Here is a 21,216-nt window from a genome sequence, read left to right as displayed (position 1 = left end):
GATACGGGCTGAAATATAAAGGATATGACTTTTTTTATGATTTTCAGCCTCTGAAAAGCCACTGACGAATAACGGACTCACCGCATGGGGGTTGGGCGCATCAAGGAAACCTGGCGAGAACGCAGGCGCGCATCCAGGACTGGCCGCCAGGACGGCGGCCAGAGGGCGGGTCGAGACAGGGACAAAATTGCCGGGAGCAATTTTGAACAGCGCTTGCGCTGGCCCTGGAAGGGCGAGTCCCAGGGATGGGACGAGTAGCGTCGAGTCCCGCCCGGTCCGCCAGATGAAGCCGGAGTGGAGCGGACCGCGCAGCGGCAGGTTTTCAGCGCCATGCCGGGGGTGCAGGGGGACGGGCAAAACGTCCCCCTGCCCGTTCACACGCTGTGGATATAACGAATATCCGCGTATTTATCGTGAACGGAACAGACCACGGAATCTGAATGGGTGAAAACGAAAAATGCGTCATGCTCGCCAGAACCACCGATTAACGGAACCGCTCAGCCAGCCATAAACGCAACTGACAGCCCTTAACTGACAAGCATTACGTGATATTGCCCGGATTTATTACCCACCCGGGTACTGCGCAAGCCTTTGGAGTGGCCTATTTTTCATTACAATCACAGCGCACATCAATTGTTTCAGAACCCAGAAATTCGTTGCTCGCTGAGCCACTTTGCCAGCACGGCAATATTCGGGCTATGTAAAAATGTCACCAGCTGTCGCGCCCGCTCCGCGCCAACACCAGGCAAACGCCGCCACTGCTCTTCATCTTTTTCCAGTAACCGCTGCCAGTCGTCTTTCCTCAATCCTGAAAATGCGCTCTGCGGAACAGGAACACCCATTGCCTGCACCCAGCGCAGAAAGGGTTGTTTACGCGTGAGATTAAACTGATGCCACAGCCTAAGCCCGCGCTGCGCTGATATTCCCGGTATGGTTTGCAGGTGCTCCGGGGTAAACGCCAGCCATGAAAAGATGTGATCCATGTGCCGGGCATCGTGTACTGTCCGCCATAGCGTCTCTCCCGCGCCCTCAATATCAAGAGCCGCCCGGGATGAAAGCCACGCCAACCGTGAGAGAAACTGTTCCGCACATTCAGGCGTGGCGAAATAACAGCTTAACGAATTAAAACGCGCCTCAGGAGGCCGCGGCTTATTGCGCAGCGCCGTGCGCCAGACAACGGAATCGATACGCGGTATGCCTTGTCCGGCGAGGCTAATTTGTAGCTGATCGCCAATGCCGATATCCAGATTTTGCCAGCGGGAGAGCGAGCCGACGCTCACTCGCCGCACGCGCTTATCGTCCAGTTGCTGCGGCTCAAGGTGCGCGACCACCGCGATCTTACCGCTGCGCCCGATACTAAAGCTGATACCGTGAACTTCCATAACCCGTGAAGCTGGCGGATATTTCCAGGCAATAACCCAGTCGCCCTGCCCCGGCCCCCAGAAGCGCCCGGCGGACTCTCGTTCCCGTCGCACCACAACGCCATCGGTCACAAAAGGCAGCGGCGAGCTGAACCAACGTTGACGCCACTGCGCAACCTGCTGTACATGAGCGACGGAATGTGAAAAATGCGCGCTATGAATAAAGCCATTCTGCTGCAGTAATGCCAGTCGCTGGTTCATATTCGCCGGGCCATCGGGCCATGCCCAAATAAATACGCCCAGCTTATCGAGATCCACAGCAGTTGCCTGGCGCATCATCATGCCAGCAACTTTTGCCCGCGCGTTCATGCCTCCCATCTGTTTTTGCACATGCCCCTCTCGCAGCAGGAACAGTTCACCCTGCAGCACGCTGTTGGCAAGTTCAGCATCCACAGACTTGGGTACGGAAGGGATCTGCAGGATTTTCGCCGTCCAGTCTTCACCAGCCAGGCCATTTCCCCGGCTTATCGCCTGCGCCAAACGACCTTGCCGGTAAACCAGGGTAACCGCGACACCATCCACCTTAGGCTGTACCCACAAGCCACTCCGATCGCGCATCCAGCGCGCCACGCTGGCTTGATCCGCCAGTTTGCGCACGCCGGTATGCGCCACCGGATGCCTGACGTCGCCTTTTAACGCAGGAAATTCATCATGTGCGGGGATGTTGCTGGTAAAGCAGCGCTGCCAGTATGCCAGTCGCGCCGCCAGTTGATCATAGACCTCGTCGCTTACCGGGCTGTTTCCTTGATGCCAATAGGCATTATTCCATTTTGTTATTTGCTGACTGAGGCGCTCGATTTCCCGTTCCGCTCTGTCCTGCGGCCACGCAGGACAGGCGGCGTAGCCATCACACACCAGCCCCCATAGCAGCAGTGCCCAGATTCCTTTTTGCATCACGATGCCCTCCTGTTTTCTCGTCGGGCATTGTGCCGCAGTTGCGTTTTCCTCGGCGATGGGTGATTTTTTAACAGGACCAACTGACATCCAGATTTTCTGCGTTATTTCTGCAACACCCCTGGAAATCAGGAAAACAGCAGGCAAAATGAAAGAAACAACGCAAAAAGTGTGACAAGGACTACGTCACGCTGCGGCAGCGTGTATAATAGGCTCGTATGTAAGCTCTATTTTGACCACCACATACATAAGACACTCATGGCTCAAGGCACGCTTTATATTGTTTCCGCCCCTAGCGGCGCAGGTAAATCCAGCCTGATTCAGGCTTTATTAAAAACCCAACCGTTGTACGACTCTCAGGTTTCTGTTTCGCATACCACACGCGCGCCACGCCCGGGTGAAGTGCACGGTGAACACTATTTCTTTGTTAATCATGACGAATTCAGAAAGATGATTGACAGAGACGCTTTTCTTGAACATGCAGAAGTCTTTGGCAACTATTACGGCACCTCTCGCGAAGCTATCGAACAGGTACTGGCGACCGGCGTCGATGTCTTCCTTGATATCGACTGGCAGGGCGCACAGCAAATCCGTAACAGAATGCCTGGCGCGCGCAGCATCTTTATTTTGCCGCCGTCCAAAGATGAGCTTGACCGTCGCCTGCGCGGCCGCGGTCAGGACAGCGAAGAGGTTATCGCGAAACGTATGGCTCAGGCAGTTGCAGAAATGAGCCATTACGCGGAATATGATTACCTTATAGTGAATGATGATTTTGATACCGCGTTAAGCGATTTGAAAATTATTATTCGCGCCGAACGCCTGCGCATGAGCCGCCAAAAGCTGCGACATGGCGCTTTAATCAGCAAACTGTTGGCAGACTGAACCCACTTTCAGTATCATGCCCAGTCATTTCTTCACCTGTGGAGCATTTTAAGTATGGCACGCGTAACTGTTCAGGACGCTGTAGAGAAAATTGGTAACCGTTTTGACCTGGTACTGGTCGCCGCGCGTCGCGCTCGTCAGATGCAGGTAGGCGGAAAGGATCCGCTCGTACCGGAAGAAAACGATAAAACTACCGTAATCGCACTGCGCGAAATCGAAGAAGGTCTGATCAACAACAAGATCCTCGACGTTCGTGAGCGCCAGGAACAGCAAGAGCAGGAAGCCGCTGAATTACAAGCCGTTACCGCTATTGCTGAAGGTCGTCGTTAATCACACAGCGGGTCGCCCTTGTATCTGTTTGAAAGCCTGAATCAGCTGATTCAAAACTACCTGCCGGAAGAGCAAATTAAACGTCTTCGGCAGGCTTATCTCGTTGCACGTGACGCTCACGAGGGTCAGACACGTTCGAGCGGTGAACCCTATATCACACACCCGGTAGCGGTAGCCTGTATTCTGGCCGAAATGAAACTCGACCACGAAACGCTCATGGCCGCCCTGCTGCACGATGTGATAGAGGATACCCCCGCCACCTACCAGGACATGGAGCAGCTTTTTGGGAAAAGCGTTGCTGAACTGGTTGAGGGGGTGTCAAAGCTTGATAAGCTGAAATTTCGCGATAAGAAAGAGGCCCAGGCTGAAAACTTTCGCAAAATGATTATGGCGATGGTGCAGGATATCCGCGTCATCCTTATCAAGCTCGCTGACCGCACCCACAATATGCGCACGCTGGGTTCATTGCGCCCGGATAAACGTCGTCGTATCGCCCGCGAAACGCTGGAAATCTATAGCCCCCTGGCGCACCGTTTAGGTATCCATCACATCAAAACCGAGCTCGAAGAGCTGGGCTTTGAGGCGCTGTACCCTAACCGCTACCGCGTCATTAAAGAGGTGGTTAAAGCGGCGCGCGGCAACCGCAAAGAGATGATTCAAAAAATCCTCTCTGAGATCGAAGGGCGTTTGCAGGAAGCGGGGATTCCCTGTCGCGTGAGCGGGCGTGAAAAGCATTTATACTCTATCTACTGCAAGATGGTGCTCAAAGAGCAGCGTTTTCACTCGATCATGGATATCTACGCCTTCCGCGTAATCGTGCATGACTCTGACACCTGCTATCGCGTGCTGGGTCAGATGCACAGCCTTTACAAGCCGCGTCCCGGTCGCGTTAAAGACTATATCGCCATTCCGAAAGCGAACGGCTATCAATCTTTGCACACTTCGATGATCGGCCCGCACGGCGTCCCGGTTGAGGTGCAAATTCGTACCGAGGACATGGACCAGATGGCGGAAATGGGGGTTGCGGCGCACTGGGCTTATAAAGAGCACGGCGGCGAAAGTAGCACCACCGCGCAAATCCGCGCCCAGCGCTGGATGCAGAGCCTGCTGGAGCTCCAGCAGAGCGCCGGTAGTTCATTTGAATTCATTGAAAGCGTGAAATCCGATCTGTTCCCGGATGAGATTTACGTTTTCACCCCGGAAGGGCGCATTGTTGAACTGCCCACTGGCGCTACGCCGGTAGACTTCGCCTATGCGGTGCATACCGATATCGGCCATGCCTGCGTCGGTGCACGGGTAGATCGTCAGCCATACCCGCTGTCGCAGCCGCTCTCCAGCGGTCAGACGGTAGAGATTATTACCGCGCCTGGCGCGCGTCCCAACGCGGCGTGGCTGAATTTTGTCGTCAGCTCGAAAGCACGCGCCAAGATTCGCCAGTTATTGAAAAACCTCAAGCGCGAAGACTCCGTCAGCCTCGGACGCCGCTTGCTCAACCACGCGCTTGGCGGCAGTCGTAAGCTGGCTGAAATTCCGCCAGAGAATATTCAGCATGAACTTGAGCGCATCAAGCTGGCAACCCTTGACGATCTGCTGGCTGAAATCGGCCTCGGCAATGCCATGAGCGTCGTGGTCGCAAGGAATCTGCAGCAAGGGCAAACCCCCGCCGTGCCGGCACAACCAGCGCCTGCGGGGCACAACCATCTGCCGATTAAAGGCGCAGATGGCGTGCTGCTGACGTTTGCCAAATGCTGCCGCCCGATTCCCGGCGACCCCATTATTGCGCACGTCAGCCCCGGCAAAGGGCTGGTTATCCACCATGAGTCCTGTCGTAATATTCGCGGCTATCAGAAAGAGCCGGAGAAATTTATGGCGGTCGAGTGGGATAAAGAGACGGCGCAGGAGTTTATCACCGAAATTAAGGTGGATATGTTCAACCACCAGGGCGCGCTGGCTAACCTGACTGCGGCGATCAACACCGCATCTTCCAATATTCAAAGTCTGAATACGGAAGAAAAAGATGGCCGCGTATACAGCGCCTTTATTCGTCTCACCGCGCGCGACCGCGTGCATCTGGCAAATATTATGCGCAAGATCCGCGTGATGCCGGACGTGATAAAAGTCACCCGTAACCGAAACTAGCTTGATACACAAAATCATTTTGCTTGCCTCCCGAAACGCTTTCGCATTTTGAACAGCGCTTACACTGCCCCGAAGGGGGGAGGCGATAAATCGAGTCACCCGCAACCAACGCCGACGCAATTTGAAGGATAAGAGCATATGAACCCACAGCGTTATGCGCGTATTTGTGAAATGCTCGCCAGACGTCAGCCTGATCTGACGGTCTGCATGGAGCAGGTCCACAAACCTCATAACGTCTCTGCGGTGATCCGTACCGCAGACGCCGTCGGCGTGCATGAAGTCCACGCCATCTGGCCGGGTAGCCGTATGCGCACCATGGCCTCCGCGGCGGCTGGCAGCAACAGTTGGGTACAGGTCAAAACCCACCGAACTATTGGCGATGCGGTCGCCCATTTAAAAAGTCAGGGGATGCAAATCCTCGCAACTCATCTCTCTGATAAAGCCGTTGATTTTCGTGAAATCGACTATACCCGTCCAACCTGCATCCTGATGGGTCAGGAGAAAACGGGTATCACTCAGGAAGCGTTAGACCTGGCGGATCAGGACATCATTATCCCAATGACTGGCATGGTGCAGTCGCTGAACGTCTCCGTTGCCTCGGCGCTCATTCTGTATGAAGCCCAGCGCCAGCGGCAAAATGCCGGCATGTACCAGCGCGAGAACAGCATGCTGCCGGAAGAAGACCAGCAGCGTCTGCTGTTTGAAGGCGGCTATCCGGTGCTGGCAAAGGTCGCGAAACGTAAAGGCCTGCCCTACCCCCACGTCAACGAGCAGGGGGAAGTTGAAGCCGATGCCGCCTGGTGGGCCACCATGCAGGCGGCGGGATAAAACTATGCAAGGTCGCCTGTTAGATGCCATCCCTCTCAATACCCTAACCGGCGTTGGCGCGGCACAGAGCAGCAAACTGGCGAAAATTGGCCTGCATACGGTGCAGGATCTGCTTCTGCATCTGCCGCTGCGTTATGAAGACCGTACTCACCTGTATCAAATCAGCGAACTGTTGCCCGGCGTGTACGCCACCGTCGAAGGTGAAGTTCTCAACTGCAACATCACCTTCGGCGGTCGCCGGATGATGACCTGTCAGATCAGCGACGGTTCCGGCATCCTCACCCTACGCTTTTTCAATTTCAGCGCGGCAATGAAAAATAGCCTGGCGACCGGGCGCCGCGTACTGGCCTACGGAGAAGCGAAACGCGGTAAACACGGGGCGGAAATGATCCACCCGGAATACCGGGTTCAGGGCGATATGAGTCCCCCCGATTTACAGGAAACGCTGACCCCGGTTTATCCCACGACAGAAGGCGTCAAGCAGGCGACCCTGCGTAAGCTCACCGACCAGGCGCTGGAACTACTTGAAACCTGCGCGATCAATGAGCTGCTGCCGCCGGAGCTGGCCCAGGGGATGATGAGCCTGCCAGAAGCCTTGCGCACCCTGCATCGCCCGCCGCCCTCTTTACAGCTCAGCGAACTGGAAAGCGGTAAGCATCCGGCGCAGAGGCGTCTCATTCTGGAAGAACTGCTGGCGCATAACCTCAGCATGCTGGCGTTGCGGGCGGGCGCCCAGCGCTACCACGCCCTCGCACTCAGCACTGACAATACGCTAAAAGATAAGCTGCTGGCCTCCCTTCCGTTCACACCTACTGGCGCTCAGGCGCGCGTGACGGCTGAAATCGAGCGTGATATGGCGCTGGATGTACCGATGATGCGTCTGGTACAGGGTGATGTAGGTTCCGGTAAAACCCTGGTCGCCGCGCTTGCCGCATTGCGCGCTATCGCCCACGGCAAGCAGGTAGCGCTAATGGCGCCGACCGAACTGCTGGCAGAACAGCATGCGCATAACTTCCGCAGTTGGTTCGAACCTTTAGGCCTTGAAGTCGGCTGGCTGGCGGGCAAGCAAAAAGGCAAAGCCCGTCTGGCGCAACAGGAGGCGATCGCCAGCGGCCAGGTCCAGATGATTGTCGGTACCCACGCCATCTTCCAGGAACAGGTACAGTTTAACGGCCTGGCGCTGGTCATTATCGACGAACAGCACCGTTTTGGCGTCCACCAGCGCCTGGCGTTATGGGAGAAGGGCCAACAGCAGGGTTTTCATCCTCATCAGTTGATCATGACCGCGACCCCGATTCCACGGACTCTGGCGATGACCGCCTACGCCGATCTCGACACTTCCGTTATCGACGAACTGCCGCCGGGCCGCACGCCAGTCACTACGGTGGCGATTCCGGATACCCGCCGCAGCGATATCATCGATCGTGTGCGTAACGCCTGTAGCCATGAAGGCCGCCAGGCCTACTGGGTCTGTACGCTGATTGAAGAATCGGATCTGCTGGAAGCCCAGGCAGCGGAAGCCACCTGGGAAGAGCTAAAACTGGCTCTGCCGGAGCTGAATATCGGCCTGGTACACGGGCGTATGAAATCTGCCGAAAAACAGGCGGTAATGAGCGCGTTTAAGCAAGGTGCGCTGCATCTGCTGGTCGCCACCACGGTGATTGAAGTCGGCGTTGACGTGCCCAACGCCAGCCTGATGATTATCGAAAACCCGGAACGTCTGGGACTGGCGCAGCTTCACCAGCTCAGAGGGCGCGTCGGGCGCGGAGCGATGGCCTCTCACTGCGTGTTGCTCTACAAATCGCCGCTCTCAAAAACCGCACAAAAGCGCCTGCAGGTGCTGCGCGATAGCAACGACGGTTTCGTCATTGCCCAGAAAGACCTGGAAATTCGCGGCCCCGGCGAGCTCCTCGGCACCCGTCAGACCGGCAACGCGGAATTCAAAGTGGCGGATTTACTGCGCGATCAGGCGATGATCCCGGAGGTTCAGCGTATCGCCCGTCATATTCACGAGCGCTATCCCCGGCAAGCTCAGGCGCTTATTGAGCGCTGGATGCCGGAAACCGAACGCTATTCCAACGCGTAGCGCAAAGGTCCTCTCACCACGCTGCGCATAATTTTTCTTCAGATGAGTGGATTATGAAACGAGAACTGGCCATCGAATTTTCGCGTGTCACCGAAGCCGCCGCGCTGGCGGGCTATAAATGGTTGGGTCGTGGTGATAAAAACACTGCCGACGGCGCAGCCGTCAATGCCATGCGTATTATGCTCAACCTGGTCAATATTGACGGCACGATCGTGATCGGCGAAGGCGAAATCGATGAAGCGCCGATGCTGTATATTGGCGAGCGCGTCGGTACCGGCAACGGTGATGCGGTGGATATCGCCGTCGATCCCATCGAAGGCACGCGCATGACGGCGATGGGCCAGGCCAACGCGCTGGCGGTCATGGCGGTAGGCGATAAGGGCTGTTTCCTCAACGCGCCGGATATGTACATGGAGAAGCTGATTGTCGGTCCGGGGGCGAAAGGCGCTATTGATCTCAACCTGCCGCTGGCGGAAAACCTGCATAACATCGCCAGCGCGCTGAACAAACCGCTAAGTGAATTAACGGTCACCATTTTAGCCAAACCACGTCACGATGACGTTATTGTTGAACTACAAAAACTGGGCGTGCGCGTATTCGCCATCCCTGATGGCGACGTCGCGGCATCCATTCTCACCTGTATGCCAGACAGCGAAGTTGACGTCATGTACGGTATCGGCGGCGCACCGGAAGGTGTGGTGTCCGCAGCGGTGATTCGCGCGCTGGACGGCGATATGAATGGCCGTCTGCTGGCGCGTCATCACGTAAAAGGCGACAACGAAGAGAACCGCCGCATCGGCGAAAACGAGCTGCAGCGCTGCCAGGCAATGGGCATTGAAACGGGCAAAGTGCTGCGCCTGGACGATATGGCGCGCAGCGACAATGTGGTTTTTTCCGCCACCGGCATCACCAAAGGCGATCTGCTGGACGGTATCACGCGCAAGGGGAATATGGCCACCACCGAAACGCTGCTCATCCGCGGAAAATCCCGTACCATCCGCCGTATTCAGTCGATTCATTATCTCGATCGCAAAGATCCGGATATCCAGTTACACATCCTGTAAATCATTTGATCAATCGAGCTTTCCGGCCTTTTCGGGCTGGAAATCTGCTCTCGTCGCGGTGAAGATACGCTAACAAGATTGAAAGGAGAGACGTTATGGCAAACTGGGTTACAGGCAAAGTGATAAAAGTGCAGAACTGGACTGATGCACTGTTTAGCCTCACCGTTCACGCGCCGGTTGATCCATTCACCGCAGGGCAGTTTGCCAAACTGGGGCTGGATGTTGACGGTGAACGCGTGCAGCGCGCCTATTCCTACGTCAACGCGCCCGGGAATCCTGATCTTGAGTTCTACCTGGTAACCGTACCGGAGGGCAAACTCAGCCCACGGCTCGCGGCGCTGAAGCCGGGAGATGAAGTGCAGGTTGTCAGCGAGGCCGCCGGTTTCTTTGTGCTGGACGAAGTACCGGATTGCGACACGCTGTGGATGTTAGCCACGGGTACGGCGATTGGCCCGTACCTGTCGATTCTGGAAGAGGGGAAAGACCTGGAGCGCTTTAAAAACGTGGTGCTGGTACACGCGGCGCGGTATGCCGCCGACCTCAGCTACCTGCCGCAGATGCAGGCGCTGGCAGCACACTATGCGGGTAAACTCCGCATTCAGCCGGTTGTCAGCCGGGAAAGCGTGCCGGGTATGCTGACGGGACGGATTCCGTTCCTGATTGAAACCGGCGCGCTGGAAGAGGCCGTTGGCCTGCCGATGAATGCCGATAACAGCCACGTCATGCTGTGTGGGAACCCGCAGATGGTGCGCGACACCCAGCAGTTGCTGAAAGAGACCCGGCAGATGCGCAAGCATCTGCGTCGCCGCCCTGGCCATATGACTGCCGAACACTACTGGTAGTCAGGACGCCGCTTTCCAGCGTACATCCAGCGTCTCGGCACCAAACTTATTCGCCCCCTGGGTGCCGACAAATGCGCCCAGATCAATAAGCATCATGACGATAATCAGCGTCGGAATGAACCGCCCTACGCCCCACTGCCAGACGCCGGGCAACATGGACCAGTTCCCCGCCAGCAGCATCCACGCCAGAATCAGCAGTAGCGCCCAGAGCCCGGATTTTCCCCGATCGTGCAGGCGTTTAACGGTGACTGCCGCCGTGGGCCACAACAGGCACACCAGAATAAAAGCCGCCGTTTGCAAATTGAGAAGATTACTGCCAGCCAGCGTAAACAGCGCGCTCATGGTCATTATCCAGATAGCAATCCAGATCCAGAAATCGCGGCGTCCAATCCGCCCTTTAATTGAGAATAGCCACTGCTGTAGGGACATATTTTATTCCTTATGATCATCACTGGCGTAGTTTAGCCTGGAGGAGTGACTTTTTGACAAGCGCGGCGGTTATCGTTTTAATCATCTGCAGACAAAAAAAGGAAAGATGGGTATGAAGAAGTGGACAACCTTATGTTTTATTGGCCTGGCGGCGCTATCCGTCGGCCCGGAAGCGTTGTCCGCCGGGTCTGAGTCCACCACCACGGCGCCCTATCTTCTCCCGGGCTCGCCGGTTTTTGATACCTCCATCAGCGAGTTTCGGGAAAAATTTAACGCGAATAATCCAAATCTACCACTCAATGAATTTCGCGCCATTACCTCCAGCCGGGACCAGGCGAACCTGACCCGCGCCGCCAGCAAAATTAACGAAAACCTTTACGCCTCTACCGCCCTTGAGCGCGGGACGCTCAAAATTAAATCAATGCAAATCACCTGGCTGCCGATTGAGGGGCCGCAGCAAAGAGCGGCGAAAGCCAAAGCGCAGGAGTATATGAGTGCCGTAATACGCGCTTTCGTGCCTACGCTTAGCCAGATACAAAGCCAGCAGAAGCTGCAAAAATTGCTGGCCGCAGGGAAAGGAAAGCGTTATTTCACGGAAAGCGAAGGCGCGGTGCGCTATGTTGTGGCTGACGACGGTGAAAAGGGGCTAACCTTCGCTGTTGAACCGATTAAGCTGGCGCTATCTGAAACGCTGGAAAACAACAATAAATGACAAAAAGCAAAGCCTTTCCAGGGATGAATCTCTATACTGTTTCACAGACCATGCTGCCCGCGGGGGCGGCTATATTCCTTAATTCGCTTTAAAGCGTGGAGAATAAAAATGCGACATCCTTTAGTGATGGGTAACTGGAAACTGAACGGCAGCCGCCACATGGTAAACGAACTGGTCGCTAACCTGCGTACCGAACTGGCTGGCGTAACCGGCTGTGCCGTTGCCATTGCTCCGCCTGAGATGTACATCGACCTGGCTAAACAAGCCGCAGCAGGCAGCCACATTCACCTGGGCGCGCAGAACGTTGACCTGAACCTGTCCGGCGCATTCACCGGCGAAACATCTGCCGCAATGCTGAAAGACATCGGCGCTCAGTACATCATTATCGGCCACTCCGAGCGTCGTACCTACCACAAAGAATCCGATGAATTTATCGCTAAAAAATTCGCTGTTCTGAAAGAACAGGGGCTGATCCCGGTACTGTGCATCGGTGAAACCGAAGCAGAAAACGAAGCGGGAAAAACGGAAGAAGTGTGCGCGCGTCAGATCGACGCCGTTCTGAAAACTCAGGGCGCGAGCGCGTTCGAAGGCGCCGTTATCGCTTACGAACCGGTGTGGGCAATCGGTACCGGCAAATCCGCTACCCCGGCTCAGGCTCAGGCGGTACACAAATTTATTCGTGACCACATCGCGAAAGCCGATGCGAAAGTGGCTGAGCAAGTCATCATCCAGTATGGCGGTTCCGTTAACGCGGGCAACGCGGCGGAGCTGTTCACCCAGCCGGATATCGACGGCGCGCTGGTTGGCGGCGCATCCTTGAAAGCTGACGCTTTCGCAGTGATCGTTAAAGCCGCTGAAGCGGCAAAAAATGCGTAAGATACAATAGTTACAATACAGATGGCCCGGACAAAACGTCCGGGTTCTTTTTATCCTGCTACAATTTCCCCAACGCCTGATACCACAGATAATCCAGCGGCAGCAGAATCAAATAGCTCACTGCCGCCAGCGCAATACACAGCAGCATGCCGGCACGCGCAGGGACTTTTCCCAGCCCCATCGCCACCACAATCGGCGACGCCTGATACGGCAGCAGCGGCGTAGAGTAGCCCAGCACCTGAATCATAATCACACTTAACAGCGGGAAGCCGGTGGCATCGGCAAAGCTCTGAGCGAAGGTGGTATACAGCGCCGGCACGCCGTTAGCGGTCATAATAAAGTTCAGCGCGCTGGTGATACCAGTCAATGCGAGAAAGCTGGTGAACGGGCTCTCTTGATCCAGCGGCATAATATGCAGCAACGCATTCCCCATCACACGACCAATACCGGTTTGAGTCACCGTGATCGCCAGCCCCAGAATTCCGGCAACATAGAGGCAGGTGCGAATATTCACCCCGCTGGAGAACTCTTCGCCGCGAATAAAACCGATCCGCGGCAGAAGCGTGATCGCCGCCGCCGCCAGCCCGGTCCAGGCTGGCCCGACGCCGTGCCAGCTCTCCGTCACCCACAGCGTCAATACTGCCGCCAACATCCACGCCAGGCGCTTCTCGTCACGGCTCATTGGCGGCTGCGGCGTCATATCGCTCGGCGGATGGGGTTGCCCGGGAAACAGCCAGCATATCAGCGCAATCAACACCGCCCCTTTCAACCAGCCGAGCACCGGTGTATGGAGCAGTAAATAGGGCACGTAATTCAGGTGGATACCGTATGACCCTTCCGCCGCGCCGCTCATCACCAGATTCGGTACGTTGGCAGGCAGAATCGTGGCGGACAGTTGAAAGGTACCGAACCCAACCGCCAGCGCCAGCCCGTACCAGGGGCGCGTGCCATCCTCAATACCCGCACGCTTCGCCATCGCCGCAACAATCGGCATCAGCAGCGCAATGCGCCCCATATTGGATGGCATAACGAAAGCCAGGGCATAGCTGAGCAGCACTACGCTACCAACCATCAGCGGCCAGGAATTGGTCAACCGCGACGATAGCGCCCGCGCCGCTCTGTCCGCCAGACCGGTTTTGCGAATGGCGATCCCCAGCACAAAGCCGCTGAATACCAGCCAGAAAGCCGATGAGGCGAAGCCGCCGAAGATAACATCCGGCGGAGCGATTTTGGCAATCATTGCGGCGGCAAAAAACAGCAACGCGGTCAAAAACTCCGGCAGCAGCGAAGTCGCCCAAAGAAGAATAGTGATACCAACGATAATCGTAGGAAGGAACAGAGGATGGGACAACCAGAGTGACATACCTGTCTCCTGTCGTTTTTTTCAGCAAGAATACGCCAGCCAGTAAGACAGGTAAACGCTTGAGATGATGTAATGCCAGCCAGATAAGCAAGCCATCAGCACGCCACTTTCATCTGGCGGCCACTTCTGGATGCGCCCTTACGTTCTCACCAGCGTCCCTGATGCGTACCGCCTCCATGCGGTAAGTGCGCGATGAATTTGCGGCCCCCAATGCTGAAGGCCATAAAAATGGCGGATATCGCGGGGTTAATGCAGGATCGCGCAACGATGATCCTGAAGTTCTTCCGCCGATGCGCGATTGAGCGTCAGCAAATTACGCTCGGTCGCCAGCAGTACCAGCGATCCGTCACTCTGTTTCGCCATTGCCAGCGCAAAGCGGCCCATATGCTCCCGCGCCTCCGGCACCTCTTCCGCCAGCATCAGGAACGGGCTGCGCTGCGCCAGCTCCGTTTCGGTAACCCGACGCGCCAGATATTTATGGCCCATTAACCCACCGGGCAGCGGCAACCAGCGGCTGCTAATAGCGGACGCTTCGTTATCCAGTTGCGTTCGAACATCAGGCCGCAGGCAGGAGATATGAATATGGAGATGATTTTGCGTACGCCCGCTGCGTGAGTTGATAGCCAAAGAGACCACATTATCCGATACGGCGGAACCACGATGCTGACTCAAGATTTCGCGCCTCTGCCAGGCCTGCCAGAAGAAGTTTGGCGTCAATGGGTTAAGCAACAACGGGCTTTCGGTACCGTTAATACGGTAAGTCGGCATCAACAGGTACTGCAGCGGACCATTGCGATCCTTCAACAGAACATAGCCAGCCTTCAGGTTCACTTCCGCACAGGGCGCAGGATTATGATTCTGCTGTTGGTCAGGGACGCACTGTTGCAGCACAATGTGACGCAACGCGTCAGGATTGCCGGAATGGAACCAGTGATAACCGCCAGCAATCGCCGCCAGAACCACAACCAGCAACGCTAATAAAAGATACCGTACTCTTCGCATTATGTTTTCCTGTCTCGACCGGAAACGGAAGAGTAGCGCAGTTTAATGACTAAATGAAAACAGAAGAGAGTTACGGAATCCTTTTCCGGCGGTGAGGCGGCAAAACCGCCACGCTGCATGAACGTCGCTCCCCGACAGGCAAGGGTGCCGCCGGGGACAAACTAAGAGAATTAACGCTGGCTAATCTGATCGAAGGTGCCGCCGTTAGAAAAGTGCTCTTTCTGGGCTTTAGTCCAGCCGCCAAATACATCATCAATAGTGAACAACTTCAGTTTCGGGAACTCACTGGCATATTTTTTCGCCACTTCAGGGTCCCGTGGGCGATAGAAATTCTTCGCCGCGATCTCCTGGCCTTCCGGCGAGTAGAGATACTTCAGATACGCTTCCGCCACCTGGCGGGTTCCTTTTTTGTCGACCACTTTATCAACGACAGCAACGGTCGGCTCAGCCAGAATCGATTCACTCGGGGTGATGATTTCAAATTTATCTTTACCCAGCGCGCTCGTCGCCAGCAGGGCTTCGTTTTCCCAGGCAATCAGCACATCGCCAATGCCGCGCTCGACAAAGGTGTTGGTTGCGCCACGCGCGCCAGAATCCAGCACTTCAACGTTCTTAAACAGCGCTTTCACGAACGCCTGAGCTTTAGCCTGATCGCCATTGTTATGATGCAGAGCGTAGCCCCAGGCCGCCAGATAGTTCCAGCGCGCGCCGCCGGAAGTTTTCGGGTTCGGAGTAATCACCGACACACCTGGTTTTATCAGGTCGTTCCAGTCATGAATCTGCCTGGGATTGCCTTTACGTACGAGGAACACAATGGTTGAAGTATATGGCGCCGAGTTATCCGGCAGGCGTTTCAGCCAGTTTTTATCAATCCGGCCGCGCTCAGCAATCGCGTCGACGTCATAGGCCAGCGCAAGAGTGACAACATCGGCATCAATGCCATTGATTACCGAGGTCGCCTGTTTGCCGGAGCCGCCATGAGACTGGCGAATCACCACGTTGTCGCCAGTTTCCTGCTTCCAGTGCGCGCTAAACGCTTTATTGTACTGTTCGTACAGCTCACGCGTCGGATCGTAAGAAACGTTTAATAGTTGAATATCTTTTGCCAGAACGCTGGCGGATGCCAGCAACAGAGTTAACCCTACGCCCCATTTATTCATCGCACCGCTCTCTTTGTGTTGTGTTGTGAGGGGTTAAGCGTGCCAGAAAGCCAATCGATGATTAAAGAATAAAAAAAGATTTGCTATAACTTGTGAATATATAAAGCGGGGGGGAATACCCTCTCCCAAACGGGAGAGGGGGAAATCATTATACTTCTTCCATGCGGCCCAGCAGCGCCTGCAGACGATCCTGCCAGCCCTGCAGCTGTTCTTTCAACTGACCGTTTTCACGCTCAATTTCTTCACGGGTGTGCTGCGCGCTCTGTACTTCCTGCGCCAGCGTGTTGTTCTTTTCTTTCAGCTCTTCGATTTCCATCTGTAACAGAGTGATGGTATCAATCGCCTGCTGAACTTTAGATTCTAATTTCTCAAACACTTCTAATGACATCGTCATACCTCTCCTGAACTTGCAAGGCGTTGATAGAAACCGTCCGTTTCGTATACGCGTTGACGCCTTAACGAAAATTAGCGCACTACAGTAATGATGTAGTCGATTGTATGAAGCCCCGCCGTCACTGTCCAGCGGCAAGCCGCGCAGATTGCGGTTTGCAACACTTTTCAGCCTTTACCTGGTCTGCTAACTGTGTTTCCCCGCGACTTTTTCATAATTGTTAATCTTCAGGTTAAAAAATTGAGCGGTGAAACGCTCCCGCAAAATGGCTGAACACCCGTTTATAGCGCGAAAACGCTCATTTTCTTGACGCAGCACACACATTTGAATTTCGATATTTCTCGTTTTTGCTCGTTAACGATAAATTAACACTATGCCTACACGGCAGCGTGGTCGCCCGCGACCTTCAGACATACAATAACCATCATTACGCTTCAGGATTCAATTATGAGCCAAACATCAACACTAAAAGGCCAGTGCATTGCAGAGTTCCTCGGTACCGGGTTGTTGATCTTTTTCGGCGTTGGGTGCGTCGCTGCGCTCAAGGTCGCGGGGGCCAGCTTCGGTCAATGGGAAATCAGCATCATCTGGGGTCTCGGTGTCGCAATGGCGATTTACCTGACCGCAGGCGTGTCCGGGGCGCACCTTAACCCGGCGGTTACCATCGCGCTATGGCTGTTCGCCTGTTTCGATGGTCGTAAAGTCGTTCCTTTTATCTTTTCGCAATTCGCTGGCGCCTTTTGCGCTGCGGCTTTGGTTTACGGGCTTTATTACAATCTTTTCTTCGATTTCGAACATACTCACCATATGGTGCGCGGTAGCGTCGAAAGTCTTGAACTGGCCGGCATATTCTCCACTTACCCCAATCCACATATCAATTTTGTGCAGGCCTTCGCGGTAGAAATGGTGATTACCGCTATCCTGATGGGCGTCATTCTGGCGCTGACTGACGATGGTAATGGCGTGCCGCGTGGCCCGCTGGCCCCGCTGTTGATCGGCCTGCTGATCGCCGTTATTGGCGCATCTATGGGCCCACTGACCGGCTTCGCCATGAACCCGGCGCGTGATATTGGCCCAAAAGCCTTCGCCTGGCTGGCCGGCTGGGGAAACATCGCCTTCACTGGCGGCAAAGATATCCCTTATTTCCTGGTGCCGCTCTGTGCGCCAGTGGTCGGTGCTGCACTGGGTGCGTTCGGCTACCGCAAGCTGATTGGCCGCCATCTCCCCTGCGACACCTGCGTCGTCGAAGTCGAAGAAAAAGCAGCAACCACTTCACACTCAACGTCGCAACACAAAGCTTCGCTGTAATCTGACTACGGGACTCATACTATGACCGACAAAAAATATATCGTAGCGCTCGACCAGGGCACCACCAGTTCCCGCGCCGTTGTAATGGATCACGATGCCAATATCGTCAGCGTCTCTCAGCGAGAATTCGAACAAATCTATCCCCGCCCGGGTTGGGTTGAACACGACCCAATGGAGATCTGGGCATCGCAAAGCTCGACGCTGGTAGAAGTGCTGGCAAAAGCCGATATCAGCTCCGATCAAATCGCGGCGATTGGCATCACCAACCAGCGTGAAACCGCCATCGTGTGGGAGCGAGAGACCGGTAAGCCGATTTACAACGCTATCGTCTGGCAGTGCCGTCGTACCGCTGAAATCTGCGAGCAGCTTAAGCGCGACGGTATGGAAGAGTACATCCGCAAGGCCACCGGCCTGGTGGTTGACCCCTACTTTTCCGGCACCAAAGTGAAGTGGATCCTCGACCATGTCGATGGCGCGCGCGAACGCGCGAAACGCGGCGAATTGCTGTTCGGCACCGTGGATACCTGGCTTATCTGGAAAATGACCCAGGGGCGCGTCCACGTTACCGATTACACCAACGCTTCACGTACCATGCTGTTCAATATCCACACGCTGGACTGGGACGACAAAATGCTTGATGCGCTGGATATCCCGCGCGCCATGCTGCCGGAAGTGCGCAAGTCCTCCGAAGTGTACGGCCAGACCAATATTGGCGGTAAAGGCGGCACGCGTATTCCCATCGCCGGTATCGCGGGCGACCAGCAGGCTGCGCTATTCGGCCAACTGTGCGTTAAAGAAGGGATGGCGAAAAACACCTACGGCACCGGCTGCTTTATGTTGATGAATACCGGCGAAAAAGCCGTGGCGTCAACGCATGGTCTGCTGACCACCATCGCCTGCGGCCCCCGCGGTGAGGTGAACTACGCCCTGGAAGGCGCGGTGTTTATGGCTGGTGCCTCCATCCAGTGGCTGCGTGATGAAATGAAGCTGATTAGCGACGCGTTCGATTCCGAATATTTCGCCACCAAAGTGAAAGATACCAATGGCGTGTACGTGGTACCGGCGTTTACCGGCCTTGGGGCGCCGTACTGGGATCCGTATGCCCGTGGCGCGATTTTCGGTCTGACCCGCGGCGTGAACGCGAATCACATTATTCGCGCGACGCTGGAGTCGATTGCTTATCAGACCCGCGATGTGCTGGAAGCCATGCAGGCAGACTCCGGAATTCGTCTGCACGCTCTGCGCGTCGACGGTGGCGCTGTGGCCAACAACTTCCTGATGCAGTTCCAGTCCGATATTCTCGGCACTCGCGTGGAGCGCCCGGAAGTACGTGAAGTTACCGCGCTGGGCGCAGCCTATCTGGCTGGTCTGGCGGTCGGTTTCTGGCAGAACCTGGATGAGCTGCAGGAAAAAGCGGTTATTGAGCGCGAATTCCGTCCGGGGATCGAAACCACCGAGCGTAACTATCGCTATAGCGGCTGGAAGAAAGCGGTAAAACGCGCCCTGGCGTGGGAAGAGCACGACGAGGGGTAATATTGTCGCGGGTGAGTTCCACTCTCGCCCGCTGGCAGGGTAATCACCCAGGCCCGGACGGGCATACCTCGCCAATCCGGGCTTTTTCTGCCCGGATTCGGTTGCAATACGCTGTTTTTATGATCATCAACGTCCAGACAGTCCTCTCACTGACCGGAACGACGTCTTATCGACACCGAATGCATTCGCACACCGCAAGGCGCCGGATGGCCGATCCCGAGAAATCAGGAAGAATTTTTCATCAGAAGAGCAGAGAAAAGTGACAAAAAAAGATATTTTGTCGGGATACTGCTGCGATCAATGATGCAAAGTGTTAACAATAAATTAGCGTATTTCCCCTGTAGCAATATTTACCGATGAAACATTGGCAAACGTTTGCTTTTGACCGGCAGTCCGATAAAATTCCTGCTTTGCCACTTTTGGGATTGTTGTGATGTCCGTGAATACCGCAGAGCCAGAAAATGCGCAACCGATTGCGCATAAGCAAACCAGCGAATTGATCTATCGGCTTGAAGACCGCCCGCCGTTACCGCAAACGTTATTCGCCGCTTTCCAGCACCTGCTGGCGATGTTTGTCGCGGTAATCACCCCGGCGCTGTTAATTTGCCAGGCTCTGGGCCTTCCTGCTCAGGACACACAACACATCATCAGCATGTCCCTCTTCGCCTCCGGTGTGGCGTCAATTATCCAAATTAAGGCCTGGGGCCCGGTTGGTTCCGGGTTGCTCTCTATTCAGGGCACCAGCTTTAACTTTGTCGCGCCGCTCATTATGGGGGGGACCGCGCTGAAAACCGGCGGCGCCGATGTGCCGACCATGATGGCCGCGCTGTTCGGTACGCTGATGCTGGCCAGCTGCACGGAAATGGTACTCTCCCGCGTGCTGCACCTCGCACGCCGTATCATTACCCCGCTGGTCTCCGGCGTGGTGGTGATGATTATCGGCCTGTCGTTGATTCAGGTTGGCCTGACCTCCATCGGAGGCGGCTACGGGGCGATGGCCGATCACACCTTCGGCGCGCCGAAAAATCTGCTACTGGCAGGTATCGTCCTGGCGCTGATTATTATCCTTAACCGCCAACGCAATCCGTACCTGCGCATCGCTTCCCTGGTTATCGCGATGGCGGCCGGTTATCTGGCGGCATGGTTCCTGGGTATGCTGCCGACCAATAGCGCCCCGACGGAAAGCAGCCTGATTATGGTGCCAACCCCCCTTTACTATGGGCTGGGCATCGACTGGAACCTGCTACTGCCGCTGATGCTGGTATTTATGATTACCTCGCTGGAAACCATCGGCGATATCACCGCCACTTCTGACGTCTCCGAGCAGCCGGTTTCCGGTTCGCTATATATGAAACGCCTGAAAGGCGGCGTGCTGGCAAACGGTCTGAACTCGTTTGTCTCTGCGGTGTTCAATACTTTCCCCAATTCATGCTTCGGCCAGAACAACGGCGTCATCCAACTGACCGGCGTCGCCAGCCGCTATGTCGGGTTCGTCGTGGCGTTGATGCTGATCGTGCTCGGTCTGTTCCCGGCGGTAAGCGGTTTCGTACAGCATATTCCTGAGCCGGTACTCGGCGGCGCAACGCTGGTGATGTTCGGGACTATCGCCGCTTCCGGCGTGCGTATTGTTTCCCGCGAGCCGCTGAACCGCCGCGCAATCCTGATTATCGCCCTGTCGCTGGCCGTCGGTCTTGGCGTCTCCCAACAGCCGCTGATCCTGCAGTTCGCCCCTGACTGGCTGAAGAATCTGCTCTCTTCCGGTATCGCTGCCGGTGGTATCACGGCAATTATACTGAATCTGATTTTCCCGCCAGAAAAAAACTGATCCTGTCTGGTGCCCCGGCCACATACTGATGGTCGGGGCGCGAGTATCATCAACGCCACATCATCTCATTACACAATTCCTGTCTTGAGGATTGTGCATAATTCGGGCATAACAGCCTTATATGCCTCGCT

18 protein-coding genes are annotated in these 21,216 nt (G+C 55.5%); 12 read left to right on the top strand and 6 right to left on the bottom strand.

The genetic code is table 11. From position 1 onward, the window contains the following. Window positions 1-638: 638 nt before the first annotated feature. On the bottom strand, window positions 639-2,315 hold the full coding sequence (gene ligB / locus FE839_RS11765; protein ID WP_138360991.1) for an NAD-dependent DNA ligase LigB: 1,677 nt from the start codon (window positions 2,313-2,315) through the stop codon (window positions 639-641). 258 nt (window positions 2,316-2,573) lie between these two features. Here ligB and gmk point away from each other — a divergent pair, with 258 nt between their 5' ends. The 7 genes from gmk to fpr all read left to right on the top strand — a co-directional run bounded on the left by gmk (window position 2,574) and on the right by fpr (window position 10,486). Further along, window positions 2,574-3,197: a guanylate kinase gene (gmk, locus tag FE839_RS11755; protein ID WP_138360990.1), complete on the top strand. Its 624-nt coding sequence runs from the start codon at window positions 2,574-2,576 to the stop codon at window positions 3,195-3,197. A gap of 54 nt (window positions 3,198-3,251) precedes the next feature. Then, window positions 3,252-3,527 (top strand): DNA-directed RNA polymerase subunit omega, encoded by a 276-nt coding sequence (rpoZ, locus tag FE839_RS11750; RefSeq protein ID WP_004106927.1) that lies wholly within the window; start codon window positions 3,252-3,254, stop codon window positions 3,525-3,527. A gap of 18 nt (window positions 3,528-3,545) precedes the next feature. Next, window positions 3,546-5,666, top strand: coding sequence for a bifunctional GTP diphosphokinase/guanosine-3',5'-bis pyrophosphate 3'-pyrophosphohydrolase (gene spoT, locus FE839_RS11745; RefSeq protein ID WP_138360989.1), 2,121 nt, complete (start codon window positions 3,546-3,548; stop codon window positions 5,664-5,666). A gap of 138 nt (window positions 5,667-5,804) precedes the next feature. Next, window positions 5,805-6,494, top strand: coding sequence for a tRNA (guanosine(18)-2'-O)-methyltransferase TrmH (gene trmH, locus FE839_RS11740; RefSeq protein ID WP_138360988.1), 690 nt, complete (start codon window positions 5,805-5,807; stop codon window positions 6,492-6,494). A 4-nt stretch (window positions 6,495-6,498) separates the two neighbouring features. After that, on the top strand, window positions 6,499-8,580 hold the full coding sequence (gene recG / locus FE839_RS11735) for an ATP-dependent DNA helicase RecG (RefSeq protein WP_138360987.1): 2,082 nt from the start codon (window positions 6,499-6,501) through the stop codon (window positions 8,578-8,580). A 53-nt stretch (window positions 8,581-8,633) separates the two neighbouring features. Beyond that, on the top strand, window positions 8,634-9,644 hold the full coding sequence (gene glpX, locus FE839_RS11730) for a class II fructose-bisphosphatase (RefSeq protein ID WP_138360986.1): 1,011 nt from the start codon (window positions 8,634-8,636) through the stop codon (window positions 9,642-9,644). A gap of 95 nt (window positions 9,645-9,739) precedes the next feature. After that, window positions 9,740-10,486 (top strand): ferredoxin--NADP(+) reductase, encoded by a 747-nt coding sequence (gene fpr, locus FE839_RS11725; protein ID WP_138360985.1) that lies wholly within the window; start codon window positions 9,740-9,742, stop codon window positions 10,484-10,486. Here the strand turns inward: fpr and FE839_RS11720 are convergent, their stop codons facing one another. Beyond that, the gene (locus tag FE839_RS11720) at window positions 10,487-10,915 is read right to left on the bottom strand and encodes a DUF805 domain-containing protein (RefSeq protein WP_138360984.1); all 429 of its coding nucleotides are present in this window, start codon (window positions 10,913-10,915) and stop codon (window positions 10,487-10,489) included. It abuts the gene before it with no gap. Window positions 10,916-11,027: 112 nt separating this feature from the next. Here FE839_RS11720 and FE839_RS11715 point away from each other — a divergent pair, with 112 nt between their 5' ends. Next, window positions 11,028-11,627 carry a DUF1454 family protein gene (locus tag FE839_RS11715; RefSeq protein ID WP_138360983.1) on the top strand — a complete coding sequence of 200 codons (600 nt, stop codon included), beginning with the start codon at window positions 11,028-11,030 and terminating at the stop codon, window positions 11,625-11,627. 108 nt (window positions 11,628-11,735) lie between these two features. After that, the gene (gene tpiA / locus FE839_RS11710; RefSeq protein ID WP_138360982.1) at window positions 11,736-12,503 is read left to right on the top strand and encodes a triose-phosphate isomerase; all 768 of its coding nucleotides are present in this window, start codon (window positions 11,736-11,738) and stop codon (window positions 12,501-12,503) included. Between the two features lie 58 nt (window positions 12,504-12,561). Here tpiA and FE839_RS11705 read toward each other — a convergent pair whose 3' ends face one another. The 4 genes from FE839_RS11705 to zapB form a co-directional block, all read right to left on the bottom strand. Then, the gene (locus tag FE839_RS11705) at window positions 12,562-13,866 is read right to left on the bottom strand and encodes an SLC13 family permease (protein WP_138360981.1); all 1,305 of its coding nucleotides are present in this window, start codon (window positions 13,864-13,866) and stop codon (window positions 12,562-12,564) included. 246 nt (window positions 13,867-14,112) lie between these two features. Continuing rightward, window positions 14,113-14,868, bottom strand: coding sequence for a CDP-diacylglycerol diphosphatase (locus FE839_RS11700; RefSeq protein ID WP_138360980.1), 756 nt, complete (start codon window positions 14,866-14,868; stop codon window positions 14,113-14,115). A gap of 170 nt (window positions 14,869-15,038) precedes the next feature. Then, window positions 15,039-16,028: a sulfate ABC transporter substrate-binding protein gene (locus FE839_RS11695; protein WP_138360979.1), complete on the bottom strand. Its 990-nt coding sequence runs from the start codon at window positions 16,026-16,028 to the stop codon at window positions 15,039-15,041. Window positions 16,029-16,176: 148 nt separating this feature from the next. Beyond that, complete coding sequence (zapB, locus tag FE839_RS11690) at window positions 16,177-16,422, bottom strand: septal ring assembly protein ZapB (RefSeq protein ID WP_171034868.1); 246 nt, start codon at window positions 16,420-16,422, stop codon at window positions 16,177-16,179. A gap of 444 nt (window positions 16,423-16,866) precedes the next feature. On the opposite strand from zapB, the gene FE839_RS11685 reads away from it, so the two are divergent. From FE839_RS11685 to FE839_RS11675, 3 genes are all read left to right on the top strand, one after another. Continuing rightward, window positions 16,867-17,727 (top strand): MIP/aquaporin family protein, encoded by an 861-nt coding sequence (locus FE839_RS11685; protein ID WP_138360978.1) that lies wholly within the window; start codon window positions 16,867-16,869, stop codon window positions 17,725-17,727. Window positions 17,728-17,748: 21 nt separating this feature from the next. Next, complete coding sequence (gene glpK / locus FE839_RS11680; protein ID WP_138360977.1) at window positions 17,749-19,260, top strand: glycerol kinase GlpK; 1,512 nt, start codon at window positions 17,749-17,751, stop codon at window positions 19,258-19,260. Window positions 19,261-19,693: 433 nt separating this feature from the next. Continuing rightward, window positions 19,694-21,085, top strand: a complete 1,392-nt coding sequence (locus FE839_RS11675; RefSeq protein WP_138360976.1) for a nucleobase:cation symporter-2 family protein — start codon at window positions 19,694-19,696, stop codon at window positions 21,083-21,085. The last annotated feature ends 131 nt before the right edge of the window (window positions 21,086-21,216 follow it).

It is taken from the genome of Klebsiella indica (genome assembly GCF_005860775.1).
Lineage (GTDB): Bacteria > Pseudomonadota > Gammaproteobacteria > Enterobacterales > Enterobacteriaceae > Klebsiella > Klebsiella indica.
The sequence above is the reverse complement of the archived record's forward strand: the minus strand, read 5'-3'. Positions and strand labels throughout refer to the sequence as shown.